Origin of the sequence: Glaciibacter superstes DSM 21135, from assembly GCF_000421145.1 — a bacterium.
GTDB classification, from domain to species: domain Bacteria; phylum Actinomycetota; class Actinomycetes; order Actinomycetales; family Microbacteriaceae; genus Cryobacterium; species Cryobacterium superstes.
Genome location: NZ_ATWH01000012.1, coordinates 182,437 through 204,098, shown reverse-complemented (window position 1 = coordinate 204,098; position 21,662 = coordinate 182,437). Strand labels below are relative to the sequence as shown.

Here is a 21,662-nt window from a genome sequence, read left to right as displayed (position 1 = left end):
AGCCTGAAAGCGCTGCACGGAGTCAACCAACGAGGGCGTATCGGAACGGATGAACCATGACAGAAGCTTCCCCCGCGGTGCGAACGACAGTTCGGCACGGCGCCTTCTCTTTGGTGGTCGTTTCGAACAGGCTACCCGTCGATCACGAGACTGCAGCAGACGGCAGTGACAACTGGAGGACGTCGCCCGGAGGACTCGTCACGGCACTCGAACCGCTGATGCGGAGTTCAGACGGCGCGTGGGTGGGCTGGCCGGGCGTCGCCGACCGGGACTTCGAACCGTTCGAGTACGACGGCATCTCGATTCTGCCGGTTCGGCTGAGTAAGCAGGATCTTGAGCGATACTACGAGGGCTTCTCAAATGACACCCTGTGGCCGCTCTACCACGATGTCATCGCTCCACCGAGTTACCACCGCGAATGGTGGGAGAGCTACGTCGCTGTCAACCGACGCTTCGCCGAGGCAGCGGCTTCCGCCGCAGCGACCGGCGCAACCGTCTGGGTTCAGGATTATCAACTCCAGCTGGTTCCCAGGATGCTGCGCGACGCCCGCCCTGACCTCGTCATCGGGTTCTTCAATCACATTCCGTTTCCGCCATATGGCATTTACTCCCAGCTCCCGTGGCGCAAGCAGATCATCGACGGGCTGCTCGGCGCAGACTTGATCGGCTTCCAGCGTGTCGCCGATGCGGGAAACTTCACCCGCGCGGTCCGCCGCCTGCAGGGATTCCCGACCAGAGGGTCAGCCATCGACGTGACGGACTCGAACGGCAATTCCCGCCGGGTGATCGCGAAGCATTTTCCGATTTCCATCGACTCGGCCGGCTTCGAGGAGATTGCGAAACGCCCCGAGGTGCAGGAACGCGCGCGACAGATCAGGGAAGACCTCGGGAACCCGAAGACGGTCATGCTCGGCGTCGATCGGCTCGACTACACCAAGGGTATCGGGCACCGGATCAAGGCATACGGGGAATTGCTCCAGGAAGGGCGGCTCGACGTCGAAGACGTCATCCTGGTGCAGGTGGCGAGTCCCTCCAGAGAACGCGTCGCCGCCTACATGACGCTGCGTGACGAGATCGAACTCGCCGTCGGACGCCTGAACGGCGACTACTCGACGATCAGCCACATGGCGATCAGCTACCACCACCAGGGCTATCCACGCGAGGAGATGGTCGCGCTCTACCTCGCGGCCGACGTCATGCTCGTCACCGCACTGCGAGACGGGATGAACCTGGTCGCGAAGGAGTACTGCGCGGTGCGATTCGACGCCGACGGGGTACTGGTACTCAGCGAATTCGCCGGCGCCTCAGACGAACTCCGGCAGGCGATCCGCATCAACCCACACGACATCGACGGGCTGAAGGACGCCATCATGCTGGCGGTCGAGATGCCAAAGCGCGAGCGGACCAGACGGATGCGTGCACTCCGCCGCAAGGTGTTCGACAATGACGTCTCGGCCTGGTCCGCAACCTTCCTCGACACTCTCACCGGTGGTGCGGCAGTGCAGGCAGGAGTGCCGGAGAACCTGGTCTCGGGTCTGCGTGAGCTTGCAGCGGAAGAAACGCTGCTTGTCGCGCTCGATTTCGACGGGGTACTCGCCCCCCTCGTTGACAAACCCGAAGATGCCAGGGCCGTCGATGGCGTGCGGGAGGCGGTTGGGCGTCTGGTGGAATCGCCCGGAGTTCGGGTCGCCTTCGTCTCCGGGAGAGCGCTCGAGAGCCTGCGCCACGTTGCAGACCCGGAGGCCGGCGTGCTCCTCGCCGGTTCGCACGGCATCGAGGTGCAACTGGACACCCCAGAGATCCAGCTGGATCTGCTCCCAGCCGAACTCGAGCAACTCGAGACCCTGACCAGGGTGCTGGATCGGATCAGCGGACCCGTCGAAGGAATCTGGATCGAACGGAAGCCGGCCGGTCTGGCGCTGCACACCCGACTGGCAACAGTGCAGGAAGGGCAGGCCGCGCTGCGAGAGGCCAGAGATCAGGTCGGCGAGATCCTCCCAGAACTCACGATTCGCGAGGGCAAGAACGTGCTCGAGTTTTCCGTGCGATCCAGTACGAAGGGGGATGCCCTCACCCGGCTTCGGGAGCACACGGGTGCCGGTGCCGTGTTCTATTCCGGAGACGACGTGACCGACGAAGACGCGTTCTCGGTGCTGGTGGACGGTGACCTCGGGCTGAAGGTGGGCCCAGGCGCATCCCTCGCGGGATACAGGGTGCGAAGCCCTGAGGAGGTCTCCCAGGTGCTCGGCCTGCTCGCCGACTTCCGCGGTGCGGCGCTGGCGCGCCATGACGACGAAACGATCAGTGGTCAGTAGCAGTAGTGGCTGCGGGCAGCGGCGACGGCGGGAGCACTCACGGCGACGTTCTAGACTCGATGCATGCCTGAGTACGATCTGAAGCCTAGAAGCCGCGTCGTCACGGATGGGATCGAAGCAACAACCTCCCGAGGAATGCTTCGTGCCGTCGGGATGGGTGACGCCGACTGGGACAAGCCCCAGATCGGCATTGCGAGTTCCTGGAACGAGATCACTCCCTGCAACCTCTCCCTTGACCGCCTCGCCCAGGCCTCAAAGGAGGGCGTGCACTCCGGTGGGGGATACCCACTGCAGTTCGGCACCATTTCCGTCTCCGACGGCATCTCCATGGGACACGAGGGAATGCACTTCTCCCTTGTCTCCCGCGAAGTGATCGCCGACTCGGTCGAGACCGTCATGATGGCGGAGCGCCTCGACGGCTCTGTGCTGCTCGCCGGCTGCGACAAGTCGCTGCCCGGCATGCTGATGGCCGCCGCGCGCCTCGACCTGGCCTCGGTGTTCCTCTACGCCGGCTCCATCGCTCCCGGCTGGGTGAAGCTCTCCGATGGCACAGAGAAGGACATCACGATCATCGACTCGTTCGAGGCAGTCGGCGCGGTCAAGGCCGGCCGGATGTCGACCGAAGACGCCAAGCGCATCGAGTGCGCGTTCGCGCCGGGTGAAGGTGCCTGCGGTGGCATGTACACCGCGAACACGATGGCCAGTGTCGCAGAGGCACTGGGAATGAGCCTTCCAGGCTCGGCATCCCCAGCCTCGGCCGACCGTCGCCGCGACTACTACGCGCACCGCTCAGGCGAGGCCGTCGTCAACATGTTGCGCCTCGGCATCACCGCCCGCGACATCCTGACCAAGAAGGCATTCGAGAACGCGATCGCCGTCGCCATGGCCTTCGGCGGTTCCACGAACGTGGTGCTTCACCTGCTTGCCATCGCCAACGAGGCAGAGGTCGAACTGACCCTCGACGACTTCAACCGCATCGGCGACACCGTGCCGCACATCGGCGACCTCAAGCCGTTCGGCAACTACGTGATGAACGACGTCGACCGCCATGGCGGTGTGCCCGTCGTGATGAAGGCGCTGCTGGATGCCGGCCTTCTGCACGGCGACGCACTGACCGTCACCGGCAAGACCGTCGCAGAGAACCTCGCGGAGATCGACCCGCCCGCCCTCGACGGAACCGTTCTTCGCTCCCTCGACAACCCGATCCATGCCACCGGCGGCATCACGGTGCTGCAGGGCACGTTCGCGCCGGAGGGTGCCGTGGTCAAGACCGCAGGCTTCGACGCCGCGGTCTTCGAAGGCCCGGCGCGGGTCTTCGAGCGCGAGCGCGCGGCCATGGACGCCCTCACAGAGGGACGGATCGGTAAAGGCGACGTCGTCGTCATCCGTTATGAAGGCCCAAAGGGTGGCCCCGGTATGCGCGAGATGCTCGCCATCACCGGCGCCATCAAGGGCGCCGGGCTCGGAAGTGATGTACTACTATTGACTGACGGTCGATTCTCAGGCGGCACAACCGGACTGTGTATCGGCCACATAGCACCCGAAGCAGTGGACGCTGGTCCCATTGCCTTCGTGCGCGATGGTGATCTGATACGGGTCGATATCGCAGCTCGCACGCTGGACCTACTGGTCGATCCTGCTGAGCTGGCCGCCCGCCGGGAAGGTTGGGCACCGCTTCCTCCGCGCTATACCCGTGGCGTTCTCGCAAAGTACTCGAAGCTCGTGCATTCGGCAGCCGAAGGCGCGATCACCGGTTGATCATCAACGGGGTATTCTGCGCCCACCATTCGCATCGAACCAAGGGAACACACCGTTCATGACCACGGACCCATCTCCCGTTCCAACTCCTTCCGCTCCCACATCACCGGCTGCGACGGATGCCGGCACGCCCGGCAAGTCCTCGTCGCGCAGTACGCCTGAGAATCGCAGTGCCCCTGAGGTCCTCACCGGCTCCGGCGCGATCCTGCGCACTCTCAAGCACCTCGGCGTCACCGACGTCTTCGGACTTCCCGGCGGTGCCATCATCCCGTTCTACGACGAGTTGATGGCGCAGACCGACATCCGGCACATCCTGGTGCGCCATGAACAGGGCGCGGGGCACGCTGCGGAAGGCTACGCGTCGGCCAGCGGCCGGGTCGGTGTGGCGATCGCCACGTCTGGGCCCGGCGCCACCAACCTGGTGACGGCCATCGCGGATGCCTACATGGACTCGGTTCCGCTTCTTGCCATCACCGGCCAGGTCTTCTCCACCCTGATGGGAACGGATGCCTTCCAGGAGGCCGACATCGTCGGCATCACCATGCCGATCACCAAGCATTCAATCCTGGTGAAGCGTCCTGAAGACGTACCCGCCGCGATCGCCGCTGCTTACCACATCGCCTCGACCGGCCGCCCCGGCCCGGTGCTCGTCGACGTCACCAAGGATGCGCAGCAGAACTCGGCTCCATTCATCTGGCCACCCAAGCTCGACCTGCCCGGCTACCGCCCGATCACGAAAGCACACGGCAAGCAGGTGCAGGCCGCCGCCCAGATGCTGGTGGAGGCGAAGAAGCCGGTGCTCTATGTCGGCGGTGGCGTCATCCGTGCCGGCGCATCACCAGAGCTGCTGACGCTGGCCGAGACGACCGGTGCGCCCGTCGTCACCACTCTGATGGCGCGAGGGGCGTTCCCCGACTCGCACAAGCAGCACCTGGGGATGCCGGGTATGCACGGCACGGTGCCCGCTGTTCTCGCCCTGCAGGAGAGCGACCTGATCATCTCACTCGGTGCGCGCTTCGACGACCGGGTCACCGGCAAGGCGTCGGAGTTCGCTCCGAACGCCAAGGTCGTCCATGTCGACGTCGACCCTGCGGAGATCTCGAAGATCCGCACGGCCGACGTGCCCATCGTCGGCGATGCCAAGGACGTCATCGCTGACCTCATCGTCGCCTACGAGGCTGCCGCGAAGGGGGGTGCGCCGGGCACCGCCGGCGACACAACCGAATGGTGGACCTACCTGAACGGTCTTCTGGAGGAGTTCCCGCTCGGTTACACCGAACCCGCAGATGGGCTGATGTCCCCGCAGTACGTCATCAAGCGAATCGGCGAGCTCACCGGTCCGGAGGCCGTGTATGCCGCGGGCGTTGGTCAGCACCAGATGTGGGCCGCGCAGTTCATCAAGTACGAGCGGCCGAACGCCTGGCTGAACTCGGGCGGTGCAGGAACCATGGGCTATTCGGTGCCGGCTGCAATGGGTGCCAAAGTCGCCGAGCCCGACCGGGTGGTCTGGTCGATCGACGGGGACGGATGCTTCCAGATGACCAATCAGGAACTGGCCACCTGCACGATCAACAACATCCCGATCAAGGTCGCCATCATCAACAACTCGTCGCTCGGCATGGTGCGGCAGTGGCAGACGTTGTTCTACGACGGCCGCCACTCGTTCACCGACCTGGACACCGGGCACGGCACCAAGATGGTGCCCGACTTCGTCAAGTTGGCCGAAGCGTATGGTGCCCTCGGCATCCGTGTCACCAGTCCTGACCAGGTCGACGCGGCCATCAAGCTCGCCCTGGAGACCAACGACCGACCGGTCGTGATCGACTTCGTTGTCAGCCGTGACGCCATGGTGTGGCCGATGGTGCCGCAGGGCGTGAGCAACAGTTACGTGCAGTACGCCAAAGACCATGCGCCGACCTGGGAGGAGGAATAACCATGTCGAGTCATGTTCTGAGCCTCCTGGTGGAGGACAAGCCCGGCCTGCTCACCAGGGTGGCCGGCCTCTTCGCCCGCCGCGGATTCAACATCGAAAGCCTGGCGGTCGGTCACAGTGAGATCGACGGACTCTCCCGCATCACGATCGTCGTCGACGTCGAGGATCAGCCTCTTGAGCAGGTGACCAAGCAGCTGAACAAGCTGATCAACGTCATCAAGATCGTTGAGCTCGACCCTGTGCAGTCTGTGCACCGCGAACACCTGTTGATCAAGGTACGGGTCGACAACACCACCAGGTCGCAGGTACTGGAAGCCGTCACCCTGTTCCGCGCCCGTGTGGTGGATGTGGCCAGCGAGGCGCTGGTGATCGAGGTCACCGGCGACTCAGGCAAGACCCAGGCGTTCCTGCGGGTTCTGGAGCCGTACGGCATCAAGGAGATCGCACAATCCGGCCTTCTCGCCATCGGGCGAGGCTCGAAGTCCATCACCGAACGCGTGTTCAAGAACTGACCAACTCCCGGGCCGACCGGTCCCGACAGGCTCAACCAACGAAAACAAGGAGATAACCACTCGTGTCTGAGATTTTCTACGACAAGGACGCCGACCTGGCGGTCATCCAGGGCAAGAAGGTCGCCGTCATCGGCTATGGTTCGCAGGGCCACGCCCACGCGCAGAACCTGCGCGACTCCGGCGTCGAGGTCGTCGTCGGCCTCAAGGAGGGCTCGAAGTCGAAGGCCAAGGCAGAGGAAGCCGGCTTCACCGTGCAGAGCGCGGCCGAGGCATCCGCCTGGGCAGATGTCATCGTGATCCTCGCGCCAGACCAGGTGCAGCGCCACCTCTATGCAGATGACGTGAAGCCGAACCTGGCCGCTGGGAAGGCCCTGGTCTTCGGTCACGGCTTCAACATCCGTTTCGGCTACATCGAGGCGCCTGAGGGCGTCGACGTGATCATGGTCGCCCCGAAGGGCCCCGGCCACACCGTGCGCCGTGAATATGAGGCAGGACGCGGCGTGCCCGTGATCGTGGCCGTCGAGGAAGACGCCTCCGGCAACGCCTGGCCGCTCGTGCTGAGCTATGCGAAGGCGATCGGCGGCCTGCGCGCCGGCGGTATCAAGACCACGTTCACCGAAGAGACCGAGACCGACCTGTTCGGTGAGCAGGCTGTGCTCTGTGGCGGCACGTCGCAGCTGGTGCAGTACGGATTCGAGGTTCTGACCGAGGCCGGCTACCAGCCGCAGGTCGCGTACTTCGAGGTTCTGCACGAGCTCAAGCTCATCGTCGACCTGATGTGGGAGGGTGGCATCGCCAAGCAGCGCTGGAGCGTCTCGGACACGGCCGAGTACGGCGACTACGTGTCCGGCCCTCGCGTCATCGACCCCAACGTCAAGGAGAACATGAAGGCCGTTCTCGCCGACATCCAGAGCGGCGCGTTCGCAGAACGCTTCATCGCCGACCAGGATGCCGGAGCACCGGAGTTCCTCGCACTTCGTAAGAAGGGCGAAGTGCACCCGATCGAGGAGACCGGCCGTGAGCTGCGCAAGCTGTTCGCCTGGAACTCCTCCAACGACGACGACTATGTCGACGGTGAAGTCGCGCGCTAGCACCTGACCGGTTCGCCGACCCGCCCATTTCTGTCGTTCATCATCGTGATAAGCAGCAGAAATGGGCGGTTCGGCGTGCGGAAGCGCGTGCGACGCGTGTCGTGCTTGGTTATCAGCCCTGCAGGCCGGCGATTGTGCCGAAGCCGATCAGGGTGCGACCCCTGGCGTGCACGAGTGTGAACAGCACCTCTCGGCAGCCCGGGCAGCGGACAACGATCCCCGGAGCGTCCGGGTAGACCATGGTCCTGGCGAGTTCGGAGGCATCGCCGCAGTTGCGGCACCGACCGATCACGGCGGTCATGTCGCGTCCGAAAATTTCAGACATTGGACCGGCCAGGGCGTTTCCATCGAGGCGGGTGGACATCAGGCGCCTCCGAATCTCTCGGTCTTCACGTCGGCGGGATCGTGCCCGAGGGCGACAAGCCGGGTGGCAAGGTTCTCGACAAAACCGGTGGGGCCGCAGACGAACACCGCAGGGGCATCCGTGGCCGGGAATGCGGCGGACTCGAGCGCCGAGTCGGTGATCCTCCCTGCCGGCACCGGCCAGCCCGGGGGAGTGCGGCGTGTGTAGACGTAGGTCACCGCGAGGAGGTCGCTCTCCTTTTCGAGCCGGGCCAGTTCCTCGGCGTAGAAGACGTCGTCGGGCGTGCGCACAGAGTAGAGAAGCCGGAACGGGGCGAGGCTGGCGGACACGGCATGGGAACGGATCATCGCCATCAGCGGCACGATGCCAGAGCCGCCGGCGATGAGCTGCACCGCGACGGGCTGCACGCTGCCCGGCTCTTCCGGTCTCCAGACGAACCAGCCCCCGAGCGGGCCGCGCAGTTCGAGCTGGTCGCCGGGCAGGGCGACATCCACCAGGTAGGGGGAGACCTCTCCGGTCGGCAGTTTGTCGACTGCCAGCTCGAGGCGAGAATCGGGGCCGGACGACGCCAGCGAATACGATCGCACCGCCGTGTAGCCGTCTTCGGCCGTGAGCCTCAGATCGATGTGCTGACCGGCGATGTTGCCCGGCCATGACGGAACATCCAGCGTCAGGCTGCGCGCTGTCGGCGTTTGGGTGCTGGTTTCGATGACCGTTCCCACTTCCCAGTCCATCTTCCCGCCCGGGGTCACCAGTACCGCTGCTCGAGCCAGGGGTCACCGTAGATGTGGTATCCGTTCTGCTCCCAGAAACCGGGGTCGTCGTCCTCCATCATCACGAGCCCGCGAATCCACTTTGCGCTCTTCCAGAAGTAGAGATGGGGCACCAGCAGCCTGGCCGGGCCGCCGTGTTCGGGCTCGAGGCCCTCACCGTCGAATTCGAAGGCGATCCAGGCTTTACCGTCAAGCAGGTCGTCGAGGGGAACGTTCGTCGTGTAGCCCCCGTAGGAGTGCGCCATCACGTATTCGAAGCTGGTGTCGACATCGGCGAAGAGTGTGTCGAGTGACACCCCGCGCCAGGAGGTGCCGAGTTTCGACCAACGGGTGACGCAGTGGATGTCTGTGCCGACGTCGTCGATGGGAAGAGCGTGCAGCTCATCCCAGCTCCAGCGGTGCACCTGCCCGGATTCCGATCGGATGGTGAACTCCCAGTCGGCGGTGTCGACCTCGGGTGTCGGGCCTGCGGAGAGCACTGGGAAGTCTTCGGTCAGGTATTGGCCCGGCGGAAGATTCGGGTCGTGTTCGCGACTGCGGCCTGAGAAAGCGCGTGAGACGATACCCATCTGGTGCTCCTTCGATCGGCATCACTCTATCGCCGGGTGTACTCGCTAATCTAGGCATATGGCGACTGATCGCGACGACGATGCACTGAGCTGGGCCGGCGACGACGACCCGACGCTCGTGCCGGGTGCTCTCTCCGAGGAGCTGCCGACAGGGTGGAGTGTCGCGGGCAGACACAACGACGAGTCCCAGACAGGCCAAACTCGGGCGGATCAGCCTCGTGCAGGTCAATCACACACAAGCGCGGCGCAGACGACGGATGCCGAGGCATCCGTTTCGCCTGCAGCAGCGGCAACCAACTCGTTCACGCTGGTCGCAATCGGGGTGATCGCCGGGATCTACCTGCTCTACACGGTGGGCTGGTTCATCGGCGGGCAGCGGATCGGGAACCCGATCACCGACCCGGTCGGCGAGTTCATGTTCTCGCTCGGGGCGTGGCTGGCGGTTGCGTCGCCCTTCGTGTGGTTCACGGTCACCTATTGGCTGACTGCCCGGCGTCCGCGTGCGCGGGTGGTTTGGCTTCTGGTCGGCGTGGTGTTGCTGGCACCGCTGCCGTTCATCTTCGGAACGGGGGCAGCGGCATGACGGCGCAGGAGGCGGCCGTGAAGCGACGCACGCCGCTGTGGTCTGCTGTGACGATCGCAGCCGTGTTCGGGCTGTTCTATGTCTATGACGTGTGGGAGGCCATCGGTAATTTGGTCGGGCTGAACGTGGCAGCCGGCTCGCTAGACACCCAGTTGAGCGCTTTCGGCTGGACCGTGCTGATCGTTGGCGTTCTGTTGCCGTTCGTGGTTTACGCGGCTGCGGCGTGGCTCGGGCGCAATCGCGGCCCGCGCGCTCGCATTCTTCTCTTGCTGACCGGATTGTGCCTGGTAGCGGTGCTCTCGCTCGACATCTACGCGCTATTCGGCCTCGGCAGCCTCATCGTCTGACTTTGCTCGCTTCCCATGGCGAACTCTAAGGAATGAGCTGATTCGGCAGCAGCTCAATCCGTTTGATCACAGACCACGAGTTTGGCAAGTTGGATCCGCTCATGATGCTGACTGTGGTCACGTGTGCCGATAAGGGCAGAACCGCTTCCAGACGTGAAGCGACGCTCTTCAATTTGTCGAGGTCGGCTCCATCACCGACGGTGAGATGCGGGATGGGTACAGTGATCGCGCCACCGTAAGGCTTGAGGGTGGGAAACTCGGCCATCAGCCGGTCGGTCATGACTTTGAGGGGAAGTGAAGGCGATGGATGAAGCCACACAACCTGATCACCAAACCACTTCACTTCAAAAAACGAAACGTCGAAAGGCGTGACGCCTGCCAGCGAAGACTCGACGCGACCCAGGAATTCTTCGTTCAGGTCGGATGGCGCAACGAACGGATAGAGAAGAGTCACGTGTGCAGGCATTCCCCACGCGCGACTTGGATCCAGCTGATTCCGGTAGCTGTCCACGTGCTCGTCCAATGAGGGAAACTCCACAACGATCGCACTTTCTGCGCCGGGCTCCTTCATGACTACATGATGACCTATCCATGCCCGGAGCAGAAAGCGGCCCCGTCGAACCGCCAGTAACCTTGGTCGGGTGTCTTCCCTCGTGCTCGCTTTGCCAGACGACATCACTGACGTGACCGAGTTCCTTCGCCACGTGGATCTGACGCTCAGCGGGCTGGACTCGCCCACGGTGCAGATCTGGATCGAACGGGATGCCGCCGGCGAGATCGTCGCGAGCACGGGATTCGAACTCAGCGATGATCGGGAGCACGTACTCATTCGGAGCGTGGCGGTTCATCATTCTGCGCAGCGGGCAGGCGAGGGCACGACTCTGGCCCTGTTCGCCCTGGCGCGGGCAATGGAATACGGAGCACAGCAGGCGTGGCTTTTCAGTCGGCGCTCGGGGCTGTTTTGGCAAAAACTCGGCTTTGAGCCGGCCAGTCGTGATGAACTTGCCCACGCGCTGGCCAGCACCCATCAGGTCCGTCTCTTCGTAGAGTCTGGGCAACTCGACAGAGAGGTTGCCTGGACCCGCTCCCTGCGACCCAGGTAAGCACTCACCAGGTCCGCGACTACCGAATCACCACGATCATCGTCGAAATAGCGCTAGAGGATCGCGAGCACGATCAGCGCCATCAGCACGAGTTGGCCGATGAGCCGCGGAACGAGGGGAGTCGCGACCCGTCCGAACCGTTCGCGGTGGTGCGCGGCATAGGCGTTGGCGGGAAAGACCGCGGCAAGAAACACGATCAGGCAGATCCCCGCGAGCACCGTCGTCGGCGGGAACAGCAGACCGAGCCCGCCTGCGATCTCACAGACACCGGTGAAGATGACGAGATTGCGCGGTCTCAGCAGGCCGGTCCACCGCAACCTCGGCGGGATCGTCGCTGCCATCGTGCGCCGCGAGGCCGGAAGAAAATGGGAGACCCCCATTCCGATGAAGACCAGCGCCAGAAGGATGCGCAACACGGTCTGGACGACTAAGAACGTCATGCGGCTCGTCGCCTCCTTTCCAGCCAGTAGAGTGTTTTCATATCTGGCGCCCCGTGGTCGCGGCGCATGTTCTGTGTCACAACGCACTCGGAGGATCCGTTTTAGTGTCGAAGCCTGTTGTCTTGATCGCCGAAGAACTGTCCCCAGCAACCGTAGACGCCCTTGGCCCGGATTTTGACGTGCGCCACGTCGACGGAACGGACCGCGCCGCACTGCTGGCTGAACTCGCCACCGCCGACGCCATCCTCGTGCGCTCGGCCACCAAGGTCGACGCGGAGGCCATTGCGGCTGCGCCACAGCTCAAGGTGATCGCGAGGGCCGGCGTCGGCCTCGACAACGTCGACATCAAGGCGGCAACCGCAGCAGGCGTGATGGTGGTCAATGCACCGACATCGAACATCATCTCGGCGGCCGAACTGACCGTCGGCCACATCCTGAGCCTCGCCCGTCACATTCCTGCGGCACACGGTGCACTCGCGCAGGGCCAGTGGAAGCGTTCGAAGTACAGCGGCGTCGAGATCTACGAGAAGACCATCGGCATCATCGGTCTCGGCCGCATCGGCGCACTCATCGCGGCACGGTTACAAGCATTCGGAACCAACGTCATCGCGTACGACCCGTACATCACCTCCGCCAGGGCACAACAACTCGGGGTGCAGCCCGTCACGCTCGAGGAACTGCTTGCGCAATCAGACTTCGTCACCATTCATATGCCGAAGACCCCGGAGACCACCGGCATGATCGGTGAGGCGCAGCTCAAGCTGATGAAGCCCACCGCCGTCGTCGTCAACGTCGCCCGTGGCGGACTGATCGACGAGGATGCCCTCCACGCGGCATTGACTGCCGGCACTATCGCCGGCGCAGGACTCGACGTGTTCGTCAGCGAGCCGCCAACGGACTCCCCGTTGCTCGGCCTCGAGAACATCATCGTGACCCCCCACCTCGGCGCCTCCACCGGTGAAGCCCAGGAGAAGGCGGGCGTGTCCGTTGCCAAGTCAGTGCGGCTCGCCCTTTCGGGAGAGCTCGTGCCGGACGCCGTGAACGTCGCCGGCGGGGTCATCGACCCATACGTTCGCCCCGGCATTCCCCTTCTGGAGAAGCTCGGCCAAGTCTTCTCTGGCCTCGCCCAACACAGCCCGCTCACTAGCGTCGACGTGGAGGTGCGCGGCGAGCTCGCCGACTACGACGTGAGCGTGCTGAAGCTCGCGGCGCTCAAGGGCATCTTCACCAACGTGGTCAGCGAGACGGTCTCGTACGTGAATGCGCCGTTGCTCGCGGAGCAGCGCGGAATCAACGTGCGCCTGATCACCGACTCTGATTCACCCGAATACCGCAACGTGATCACCCTGCGCGGGGCACTCGCCGACGGTTCGCAGGTGTCGGTCTCTGGCACCCTGACGGGCACCAAGCAGATCGAGAAGATCGTCGAAGTCAACGGTTACGACGTTGAGGTGCCATTCACCCAGCACCTGGTCATCATGCTCTACACCGACCGGCCGGGCATCGTCGCCGTGTACGGGCGCGAATTCGGCCAGGCCGAGATCAACATCGCCGGCATGCAGATCGCGCGCCATGTCGCCGGCGGCAAGGCACTCAGTGTGCTGACCGTGGACTCACCCGTGCCCCTCACCCTGCTGGACTCGCTGCGCGACGCGATCTCGGCCGACGTCATGGTGGCGATCGACCTCAGCGAGTAGCGCTTCGCGTCGGTAGCCGTCGGTCAGAGGCCGTCGGTCGAGTCTTCCCTGCGGGTGACCTGCTCACCGTTGACCGGATCGTTCAGGCTGCGGGTGGTGCTGACGGTGCTGCGCTTCCGGGTGATGAGCACAATGCCGAGGATGATGATCACAACTCCTGCGCCCATCAGGATGTAGCCGACCAGGTCCAGGTCGATCCAGTCGACGGAGAAATTGAGCGCCCATACGAGGATCGCGCCGACGACGAACAGGAAGATGCCGAATCCGAGGCTCATGATGACCTGCTTTCTTTAGTTGTCAGGTAGTGCCCAGCTTAGGCATTATCACCTGCGGCAGTAGTGTCTAACTACAGGAATCGCCAGAATCGAAGCACAGGTACTTCGAGAGCACAGACACACGGAGCCGCATGCCACGCCACATTAAACTCGCGCTCATCCCCGGAGACGGGATCGGCCCAGAGGTCGTTGCCGAAGCGGTGAGGGTTCTAGACGCTGTCACGGCTACAGACGACGTCACCATCGAGAAGACGCATTTCTCACTCGGAGCCGGGCGGTTCCTGGAGACCGGTGAGGTTCTCACCGATGACGACCTGCGCGCGATCAGTGCACACGATGCCATTTTGCTGGGTGCCGTCGGGGGAGTGCCGGGAGACCCGCGACTGGCGAACGCGAATATCGAACGCGGACTGCTCCTGAAACTGCGCTTCTCGCTCGACCATTACGTGAACCTGAGACCGAGCCGGCTCTTCCCCGGTGTTGCCAGTCCACTCGCGAACCCGGGTGAGGTGGACTTCATCGTTGTGCGCGAGGGCACAGAAGGCCCATACGTCGGCAACGGCGGGTCGATTCGCCAGGGCACGGTGCACGAGGTGGCGAACGAGGTCTCAGTCAACACCGCATACGGGGTGGAACGCGTCGTGCGATTTGCCTTCGAAACGGCACTGGCACGGCCCCGCAAGAAGCTGACACTGGTGCACAAGACGAATGTGCTGGTCTTCTCCGGCAGCCTCTGGCAACGCACGGTGAACACGATCGCCGCCGAATACCCCGACGTGGCCGTCGATTACCTTCATGTCGACGCTGCAACGATATTCCTGGTCACAAAACCGAGTAGATTTGACGTCATCGTCACGGACAACCTCTTTGGCGACATCCTGACCGATCTCGCGGCCGCTATCAGCGGTGGCATCGGCCTCGCGGCATCCGGAAATATCAACCCGGACGGCCGATTCCCCAGCATGTTCGAACCGGTTCACGGATCGGCTCCCGACATTGCGGGCCAACAACTGGCCGACCCGACGGCGGCCATTCTCTCGGTTGCGCTGCTCCTTGACCACCTTGGTCTGCCGGAGGCCGCCGACCGGGTGAACGCGGCCGTCACAGCCGACATCGCCGCACGCACGGGCACCGGTGACGATGCGAAACCGCGCGGCACGGCCGCCGTCGGCGACGCCATCGTCACCCGACTGACAGACAAGGGACTCCAATGAGCACAACAGAAGCACGCACAGAGGCGCGCACCCCAGCAACACCTACCGCACAAACGCAGGGCGCCACAACCTACCCGCTGAAATTCACCCTCACCCCCTCGACAACCGCGCGCGCTGCGGCGGAACGTGAGGCGATCCTGGCGGACCCGGGATTCGGCAAGCACTTCACCGATCACATGGTCACGATCGACTGGGGTATCGAAGACGGCTGGCACGATGCACGCGTCACCCCATACGGGCCCCTGCAGATCGACCCGGCTTCAGCTGTTCTCCACTATGCGCAGGAGATCTTCGAGGGGCTGAAGGCCTACCGTCACGAAGGCGGCTCGATCTGGACGTTCCGGCCGGAGCGCAACGCGAAGCGACTGCAGCGTTCTGCCCACCGGCTTGCGCTTCCAGAACTCGCCGCCGAAGACTTCATCGAAGCGATCAGACAGATCGTCGCGGTCGACGGCAACTGGGTTCCGTCAGCGCCGGAGACCAGCCTGTACCTGCGTCCGTTCATGATCGCGAACGAGAATTTCCTCGGTGTGCGTGCTGCGCAGACCGTCGCCTTCTATGTGATCGCCAGCCCGGCCGGCGCCTACTTCGCCGACGGCGTCGCACCGGTGAAGATCTGGCTGTCGACCGAATACTCCCGCGCCGGACGCGGTGGCACCGGTTCGGCCAAGTGCGGCGGCAACTACGCTGCGTCGCTGCTGCCGCAGATGGAGGCGTACGAGAACGGATGCGCACAGGTGCTCTTCCTCGACGGCGAGACGGGAACCCACATCGACGAACTCGGCGGCATGAACGTGATGTTTGTGCACGGCACCGACCGGATCGTGACCCCTCGGCTGACCGGCACCATCCTTGAAGGTGTCACCAGAGACAGCATCCTGCAGCTGGCCAGGGACCGGGGCATGACGGTGGAAGAGCGGGACGTGACCATCGACGAGTGGCAGAGTGGCGTCGCATCCGGTGCCATCACCGAGGTCTTCGCTTGCGGCACTGCAGCCGTCGTCACGCCGATTTCCCAGCTCAAGAGCGAGACGATCGAAATCGGCGACCCGGATGCCCCGGCTGGCGCGATCACGATGTCACTGCGGCAGGAACTCACCGACATTCAATACGGACGCCTGCCTGACCGGCACGGCTGGATGACACAACTGGACGGACAGGCATGAAGATCGCACGATTCAGCCACGAGGGTGCTATCGCGTTCGGCATCATCGACGAAGACAGCCTTGTCGTACTGAAGGGCGACCCGATGTTCGCGGGCTACGAGCCAACGGGCGAGCGGGTTCCGCTGGAAGAGGTCAAGCTGCTCGCACCGGTCATCCCGCGATCGAAGGTTGCGGCCGTCGGTAAGAATTACCGCGAACACGCGTCGGAGATGGGCGGGGAGGCGCCGGCAGAGCCGCTGCTTTTCCTCAAGCCCAATACCGCGGTGATCGGTCCTGGTGACGCGATTGTGCTTCCACCGCAGAGCGATAGGGTCGAGCACGAGGGCGAGCTGGCGGTGATCATCGGGTCGATCGCGAAGAATGTCGATGCCGCAGGCGCACTGGATGCGATTTTCGGGTACTCGATCGCGAACGACGTGACGGCGCGTGACCTGCAGAAACGCGATGGCCAGTGGGCACGAGCCAAGGGATTCGACACCTTCTGCCCCCTTGGTCCTGTCATCGACACGGAGTTCGAGTTCGAGGGCGCAACGCTGGAGACCAGAGTGAACGGCGAGGTGCGCCAGTCGGGTTCACTCAGCGACATGGTGCACTCTGTTGCCGACATCGTCGCTTACGCGTCGAGCGTCTGGACCCTGCTGCCCGGCGATGTTGTGCTCACAGGCACACCGGCCGGTGTTGGGCCCATCGTTGACGGCGACACGGTCGAAGTGGAGATCACCGGGCTCGGCGTCCTGTCGAACCCGGTTCGCCGCGCCTGAGCGCGTGTTTCAGCGGCGCAGCGCGGCGAGCAGCAGATCGACGTCTTCCTCGTCGTTCCAGAGGTGGAACGCCGCCCGCGCCCGCCCTGCACGACTGGACGCGATGATCCCGGCTGCGCTGATGCGCGCGAATGCCGAGCCGTCGACATCCGGCCAGGTGACGATGGCCTGGTTGCGGCGATCCAGTCCGAGCCCATCTGACAGCGCGTTCCCGAGGCCGACATTGTGCTCACGAACGGCGACGATGTCGAGTTGCGCGAAGAAGTCGAGGGCCGCAGCGGCGCCGACCCACGCCTGCCAGGCGGGGGAGACATCGAAGCGGCGCGCATCCGTCGCCAGGTTCATGGCCGGGCCGTAGCAGGAGCCCCACGGGTCGTCACCGGCATACCAGCCGGCCTGCACCGGTCGCAACAACGGAGCGAAATCCTCTGACACCGTGAGGAAGGCCGCCCCGCGAGGCGAGCACAGCCACTTGTAGGCGTGGCATGCCGTTGCGTCGAAGCGCGACGCATCCACCGGAAGCCAGCCGACGGCCTGGGTGGTGTCGCAGAATGTGTGCGTGCCATGGGTGCGCGCTGCGCTCACGATGTCATCTGCTTCTGCGATGGCGCCGGTGGCCGACTGAACGAGCGAGAAGGCGACCAGCCAGGTGGAGCCGGTGATGTTCTCTGCCAGAGCGTGCAGCGGCACGTGGCGCACCGTCACCCCGCGATGGCTCTGCGCCAGGAACGGGAAGACGATGGAGCTGAAGTCGCCGTCGACACAGAGCACTTCGGCTCCGTCTGGCACTGACGAGGCGATCATGCCCGCCATGACGGATGTCTGGGACCCGATCGCCACGCGATCGACATCCACTCCGACGATGCCGGCGTATGCGGCCCTGGCGCGCTCAGCGGTTGCCCCGTAGCCGGCAGCACTGGCCTGGCCGGCCGCCCAGGTCGCGGTGTCGGCGGTGATCGCCGCGACGGTTCCCCTGGTCGGCAGCCCGAGGGTGCAGGCAGAGAGGTAGCCGCGGCCCGCAGCGAACTCGGTGGTGGCGTCGGCGATGGTGGAGACGGAGGTGGAGAGGAAAGTGGAGTCGGAGAGAAGGGATGAGGTGGCCATACATCCAGCCTGTGCGCGATCGACACATTCAACAATGCCCAGTATGCCATCAGAACAATAAGTCAGAGTTATGATTCAAAAGTGACTCTGCTCCCGAGTGATGAACCCGATCTTGATGCCCGCGCGCTGCGTGTGGTGCGGGCGGTTTCAGAGCTCGGGTCGATGACGGCCGCCGCTGCAGCCCTCGGTTACAGCCAGCCTGCTGTGAGCCAGCAGCTCAAACGGCTGGAAGGACGACTCGGGATGCCGGTGGTCGAGCGAGCCGGACGAGGTGTGCGTCTCACCGAAGCAGGCGAGATCCTGGCGCGGCATGCGATCACCGTGACCATGGCCCTCGACGCCGCCGCGGGGGAACTCACCGAACTTCGAGGCCTGCGGTCTGGACTGGTGCGCATCGCGGCATTCCCGTCTGCGTCTGCCGCGATCGTGCCGGGGCTCCTCTCGCGGATCGCCCAAACGCATCCCGGAATCACGATCACCTATGTCGAGGCAGAGCCCCCGGAGGCGGTTCAGACGGTCAGGGAGAACCGCGCCGACCTCGCCATCACCTTCAGTTATCCGGGAGACCGGGTTGATCCGCACCGGGAGAGCGCACACGGACTCTCCGTGCGCACACTCGGGAAAGACGGGATGCGGATCGTTCTCCCGGTGGGGCACCGATTGGCGGCTGTTGCAGCTGTGGAGCTCGCAGACCTCGCCGGTGAGAACTGGATCGGCGGGTGCCCCAGGTGTCGCGGCCACCTGCTCCAACTTTGCGATCGTCGAGGGTTCACGCCGCGCATCTCCTTTGAAACAGACAACGTCGCCGCCGTCCTCGGGCTGGTCGAGTCGGGGATCGGCGTCGCCATGCTGCCGGTTCTGGCCATCGGCACGGTCGGGGTGCGGTCTGGAGTAGCGATACTGCCGACGACGGGAGGCGATTCCCGCACACTGCATGCCGTCACCGCGGTCGGCGCCGACCGCATCCCCGCCGTTGCGGCCACCCTGCGCCAGCTTGCTGCGCAGGTTGATGCTGCGCAGGTTGATGCTGCGCAGGTGGATGTTGCACAAGTTGATGGCGCAGGCGGGCGCGACATCGCCGGTGCCTGACTCCGGCCGCGCGCCGCTCAACTAGAATCGGAGGCGATGTCTGAGACCACTGCGCACCCCTTTTCCACGGCAACCGGCACCGATGTTCGCGTGCGGTTCTGCCCCTCGCCGACCGGCACACCCCATGTCGGGCTGATTCGCACCGCCCTGTTCAACTGGGCATACGCCCGGCACACCGGCGGCAAGCTGATCTTCCGGATCGAAGACACGGATGCCGCGCGCGACAGCGAAGAGAGTTTCGGCCAGATCGTCGACGGCCTCCGCTGGCTGCGACTGGACTGGGATGAAGGGGTCGACGCGGGGGGTCCGCACGGGCCGTACCGCCAGTCAGAGCGGTCGGGAATCTATCAGGACGTGATTGCGAAGCTGACGGAATCGGGGCACATCTACGAGAGTTTCGCCACCGGCGAGGAGATCGAAGCGCGTAACGTCTCGCTCGGCCGCGACCCGAAGATGGGTTACGACAACTTCGAACGCGACCTGACCGATGAGCAGAAGAGTGTCTTCCGCGCCGAAGGGCGCTCGCCCGCGCTCCGACTGCGTGTTCCAGACACTGATCTTTCCTTCGACGACCTGGTTCGAGGCGAGATCACATTCCCGGCCGGCTCGTTCAGTGACTTTGTCGTCGTGCGCCCTAACGGGCATCCGTTGTACCCGTTCGTGAACCCGGTCGATGACGCGCTCATGGGCGTCACCCACGTTCTGCGCGGCGAAGACCTGCTGTCGTCGACGCCGCGCCAGATCGCCCTCTATCACGCGCTCATCGATGTTGGGCTGACCACGTTCGTGCCGCGTTTCGGGCACCTCCCCTACGTGATGGGGGATGGCAACAAGAAATTGTCGAAGCGCGACCCTGAGTCGAACCTGTTCCACCACAGGGACCGCGGGTTCATCCCTGAGGGGCTGGTCAACTACCTGGCGCTGCTCGGCTGGTCGCTCACCCACGACCGCGACGTCTTCTCTATCGACGAGATGGTGGCCGCGTTCGACGTTGTGGACGTCAACCCGAACCCGGCGCGCTTCGACCTGAAGAAGGCCGAATCGATCAACGGCGACCATATCCGGCTTCTCGACGTCGGTGACTTCGCCGAGCGAGTCGTGCCGTACTTGGTGGCCGCGGGCATTGTGAGCGAACCGTTGGGCGCCGAAGAGCAAGGAATCCTCGCCGCAGCGGCCCCGCTCATCCAGGAGCGCATCGCGCTTCTGGGAGAGGCACCCGGAATGCTCGGGTTCCTCTTCGTCGAGAGTGAGGAACTGGTGCACGAACAGGATGCGCTGGCTTCGCTGCCGAAGAACGCCGGCGAGATCCTGACGGCCTCCAGCGCCGCGCTCGCGAATATTCCGGATGCGGAATGGAACCACGAGAGGGTGCACACCACCCTCACGGAGACTCTCATCGAGGGGCTGGAGCTCAAGCCACGCGTGGCGTTCGGCCCACTACGGGTCGCCGTTTCAGGACGAAAGGTGTCGCCGCCCTTGTTCGAGTCGATGGAGATCCTCGGCAAGTCCGAGTCGCTCGCGCGACTGGAACGGCTGTCGGTCACACTGGTGGCATGACAGACCCGGTCGACACTGGTCCGTACGACACTGGTCCGTATGACTCTGGCCCGTACGACGTGGTCATCATCGGCGCTGGCCCAGCTGGGCTCGCGGCCGGTCTGGCGCTGGTCCGCGCACGCCGACGGGTCCTGCTGGTCGACAGCAACCGTCCGCGCAATGCCGCCACGTTGCACGCCCACGGGTTTATCACGAGAGACGGTATCTCGCCCCTCGACCTGCGTCGGATCGGACGCGAAGAGATCGAATCCTATCCCGGCGGCGAGTTTCACTCGGGGCTGGCGAGGTCTGTGTCCCATGTCGCCGAGGCGAGCGGCACCGGCGGGCGCTTCACGGTGGCGACACGGGGGTTACGCGGGGAGCGGGCACGAGAGGTGCGGGCGCGCGCCGTGCTGGTTGCCACCGGACTGACGGAAACGCTGCCCGCCCTGCCAAGCATCCGGGCCTGGTACGGCACCAACCTGCACAGCTGTATCGATTGTGACGGATACGAGAAGTCGGATGCCGCGCTCGCGCTGATCGGCGAATCGGCTGACCTGGCAGAGAGGGCGCTGCTGCTCTCGCAGTGGAGCGACGACCTGATTGTTTTCACGAACGGTGTCGGTGAGGTCAGCGACCGCGACGAAGCGGCACTGTTGGCGCGCGGTATCCGTGTCGACCGTCGCAGGATCGCGGACGTCGTGGGGGACCACGGTGCGATGACCGGCGTGCAGCTTGAGGGCGGCGACGTCGTGCCGCGCACCGCAGGTTTTGTGCGGCCGCGCTGGACACCGGCGATCGACTTTCTCGACGTGCCGGGGCTGGAGACTGATGCAGAGGGGCTCGTTACGGTGGATGCCGGAGGGCGCACCTCTGTGCCCGGTCTGTACGCCGCGGGGGATGCGACGCCGCCGGGTCCGCAGCAGTTGCTGGTTGCGGCGGGTAGCGGGGCGAGCGCCGCCGCGGTGATGAACCGGGACCTGATCGGCCCGCTCTGAGCTCGACCGGTGGCCGTCGTTCTACTCAGTTTGT

Annotated in this window: 22 protein-coding genes; 15 read left to right on the top strand and 7 right to left on the bottom strand. The window is 64.5% G+C overall.

Features of this window, described 5'->3' with window-relative positions:
- The first annotated feature begins 56 nt into the window (after positions 1-56).
- The 5 genes from K323_RS29060 to ilvC all read left to right on the top strand — a co-directional run bounded on the left by K323_RS29060 (position 57) and on the right by ilvC (position 7,609).
- Positions 57-2,315: a bifunctional alpha,alpha-trehalose-phosphate synthase (UDP-forming)/trehalose-phosphatase gene (locus K323_RS29060; RefSeq protein ID WP_022886548.1), complete on the top strand. Its 2,259-nt coding sequence runs from the start codon at positions 57-59 to the stop codon at positions 2,313-2,315.
- Between the two features lie 63 nt (positions 2,316-2,378).
- On the top strand, positions 2,379-4,073 hold the full coding sequence (gene ilvD, locus K323_RS0117415) for a dihydroxy-acid dehydratase (RefSeq protein ID WP_022886547.1): 1,695 nt from the start codon (positions 2,379-2,381) through the stop codon (positions 4,071-4,073).
- A gap of 58 nt (positions 4,074-4,131) precedes the next feature.
- Positions 4,132-6,006, top strand: coding sequence for an acetolactate synthase large subunit (locus K323_RS26930; RefSeq protein ID WP_022886546.1), 1,875 nt, complete (start codon positions 4,132-4,134; stop codon positions 6,004-6,006).
- Positions 6,007-6,008: 2 nt separating this feature from the next.
- Complete coding sequence (gene ilvN / locus K323_RS0117405; protein WP_022886545.1) at positions 6,009-6,518, top strand: acetolactate synthase small subunit; 510 nt, start codon at positions 6,009-6,011, stop codon at positions 6,516-6,518.
- A 62-nt stretch (positions 6,519-6,580) separates the two neighbouring features.
- Positions 6,581-7,609: a ketol-acid reductoisomerase gene (ilvC, locus tag K323_RS0117400; protein WP_022886544.1), complete on the top strand. Its 1,029-nt coding sequence runs from the start codon at positions 6,581-6,583 to the stop codon at positions 7,607-7,609.
- 112 nt (positions 7,610-7,721) lie between these two features.
- Here the strand turns inward: ilvC and K323_RS26925 are convergent, their stop codons facing one another.
- From K323_RS26925 to K323_RS0117385, 3 genes are read right to left on the bottom strand one after another with little or no spacing between them, the layout of a single operon-like run.
- Complete coding sequence (locus K323_RS26925) at positions 7,722-7,973, bottom strand: DUF6510 family protein (protein ID WP_022886543.1); 252 nt, start codon at positions 7,971-7,973, stop codon at positions 7,722-7,724.
- The gene (locus tag K323_RS0117390) at positions 7,973-8,695 is read right to left on the bottom strand and encodes a ferredoxin reductase (RefSeq protein ID WP_245571017.1); all 723 of its coding nucleotides are present in this window, start codon (positions 8,693-8,695) and stop codon (positions 7,973-7,975) included. The genes K323_RS26925 and K323_RS0117390 overlap by 1 nt, the downstream gene beginning before the upstream one ends.
- A 26-nt stretch (positions 8,696-8,721) precedes the next feature.
- A complete protein-coding gene (locus tag K323_RS0117385; RefSeq protein ID WP_022886541.1) occupies positions 8,722-9,315 on the bottom strand; it encodes a sulfite oxidase-like oxidoreductase in 594 nt (197 codons plus the stop codon).
- A 58-nt stretch (positions 9,316-9,373) separates the two neighbouring features.
- On the opposite strand from K323_RS0117385, the gene K323_RS0117380 reads away from it, so the two are divergent.
- Together K323_RS0117380 and K323_RS26920 are read left to right on the top strand one after the other, a co-directional pair.
- Positions 9,374-9,898, top strand: a complete 525-nt coding sequence (locus K323_RS0117380) for a hypothetical protein (protein WP_022886540.1) — start codon at positions 9,374-9,376, stop codon at positions 9,896-9,898.
- Positions 9,895-10,245, top strand: coding sequence for a hypothetical protein (locus tag K323_RS26920; protein ID WP_022886539.1), 351 nt, complete (start codon positions 9,895-9,897; stop codon positions 10,243-10,245). Before K323_RS0117380 ends, K323_RS26920 begins: the two co-directional genes overlap by 4 nt.
- Before the next feature lie 25 nt (positions 10,246-10,270).
- Here K323_RS26920 and K323_RS26915 read toward each other — a convergent pair whose 3' ends face one another.
- A complete protein-coding gene (locus K323_RS26915; protein ID WP_022886538.1) occupies positions 10,271-10,816 on the bottom strand; it encodes a 2'-5' RNA ligase family protein in 546 nt (181 codons plus the stop codon).
- A gap of 70 nt (positions 10,817-10,886) precedes the next feature.
- On the opposite strand from K323_RS26915, the gene K323_RS0117365 reads away from it, so the two are divergent.
- Positions 10,887-11,348: a GNAT family N-acetyltransferase gene (locus K323_RS0117365; RefSeq protein ID WP_022886537.1), complete on the top strand. Its 462-nt coding sequence runs from the start codon at positions 10,887-10,889 to the stop codon at positions 11,346-11,348.
- A gap of 53 nt (positions 11,349-11,401) precedes the next feature.
- Here K323_RS0117365 and K323_RS0117360 read toward each other — a convergent pair whose 3' ends face one another.
- The gene (locus tag K323_RS0117360; RefSeq protein ID WP_022886536.1) at positions 11,402-11,788 is read right to left on the bottom strand and encodes a DoxX family protein; all 387 of its coding nucleotides are present in this window, start codon (positions 11,786-11,788) and stop codon (positions 11,402-11,404) included.
- A 104-nt stretch (positions 11,789-11,892) separates the two neighbouring features.
- Here K323_RS0117360 and serA point away from each other — a divergent pair, with 104 nt between their 5' ends.
- Positions 11,893-13,485, top strand: coding sequence for a phosphoglycerate dehydrogenase (serA, locus tag K323_RS0117355; protein ID WP_022886535.1), 1,593 nt, complete (start codon positions 11,893-11,895; stop codon positions 13,483-13,485).
- Between the two features lie 23 nt (positions 13,486-13,508).
- Here serA and K323_RS0117350 read toward each other — a convergent pair whose 3' ends face one another.
- Complete coding sequence (locus K323_RS0117350) at positions 13,509-13,760, bottom strand: DUF6458 family protein (RefSeq protein ID WP_022886534.1); 252 nt, start codon at positions 13,758-13,760, stop codon at positions 13,509-13,511.
- A gap of 131 nt (positions 13,761-13,891) precedes the next feature.
- Here K323_RS0117350 and K323_RS0117345 point away from each other — a divergent pair, with 131 nt between their 5' ends.
- The 3 genes from K323_RS0117345 to K323_RS0117335 are packed head-to-tail and all read left to right on the top strand — an operon-like array spanning position 13,892 to position 16,901.
- Complete coding sequence (locus K323_RS0117345) at positions 13,892-14,974, top strand: 3-isopropylmalate dehydrogenase (protein WP_022886533.1); 1,083 nt, start codon at positions 13,892-13,894, stop codon at positions 14,972-14,974.
- Positions 14,971-16,140 (top strand): branched-chain amino acid aminotransferase, encoded by a 1,170-nt coding sequence (locus K323_RS0117340; RefSeq protein WP_022886532.1) that lies wholly within the window; start codon positions 14,971-14,973, stop codon positions 16,138-16,140. Before K323_RS0117345 ends, K323_RS0117340 begins: the two co-directional genes overlap by 4 nt.
- Positions 16,137-16,901, top strand: coding sequence for a fumarylacetoacetate hydrolase family protein (locus K323_RS0117335; RefSeq protein ID WP_022886531.1), 765 nt, complete (start codon positions 16,137-16,139; stop codon positions 16,899-16,901). The genes K323_RS0117340 and K323_RS0117335 overlap by 4 nt, the downstream gene beginning before the upstream one ends.
- 9 nt (positions 16,902-16,910) lie before the next feature.
- Here the strand turns inward: K323_RS0117335 and K323_RS0117330 are convergent, their stop codons facing one another.
- Entirely contained in the window at positions 16,911-18,005 is a 1,095-nt protein-coding gene (locus K323_RS0117330) for an aminotransferase class V-fold PLP-dependent enzyme (protein WP_022886530.1), read from the bottom strand.
- An 81-nt stretch (positions 18,006-18,086) separates the two neighbouring features.
- On the opposite strand from K323_RS0117330, the gene K323_RS26910 reads away from it, so the two are divergent.
- The 3 genes from K323_RS26910 to K323_RS0117315 are packed head-to-tail and all read left to right on the top strand — an operon-like array spanning position 18,087 to position 21,628.
- The gene (locus tag K323_RS26910; RefSeq protein ID WP_022886529.1) at positions 18,087-19,094 is read left to right on the top strand and encodes a LysR family transcriptional regulator; all 1,008 of its coding nucleotides are present in this window, start codon (positions 18,087-18,089) and stop codon (positions 19,092-19,094) included.
- A 36-nt stretch (positions 19,095-19,130) separates the two neighbouring features.
- Positions 19,131-20,651 carry a glutamate--tRNA ligase gene (gltX, locus tag K323_RS0117320; protein ID WP_022886528.1) on the top strand — a complete coding sequence of 507 codons (1,521 nt, stop codon included), beginning with the start codon at positions 19,131-19,133 and terminating at the stop codon, positions 20,649-20,651.
- Positions 20,648-21,628: an NAD(P)/FAD-dependent oxidoreductase gene (locus K323_RS0117315; RefSeq protein ID WP_022886527.1), complete on the top strand. Its 981-nt coding sequence runs from the start codon at positions 20,648-20,650 to the stop codon at positions 21,626-21,628. Before gltX ends, K323_RS0117315 begins: the two co-directional genes overlap by 4 nt.
- The last annotated feature ends 34 nt before the right edge of the window (positions 21,629-21,662 follow it).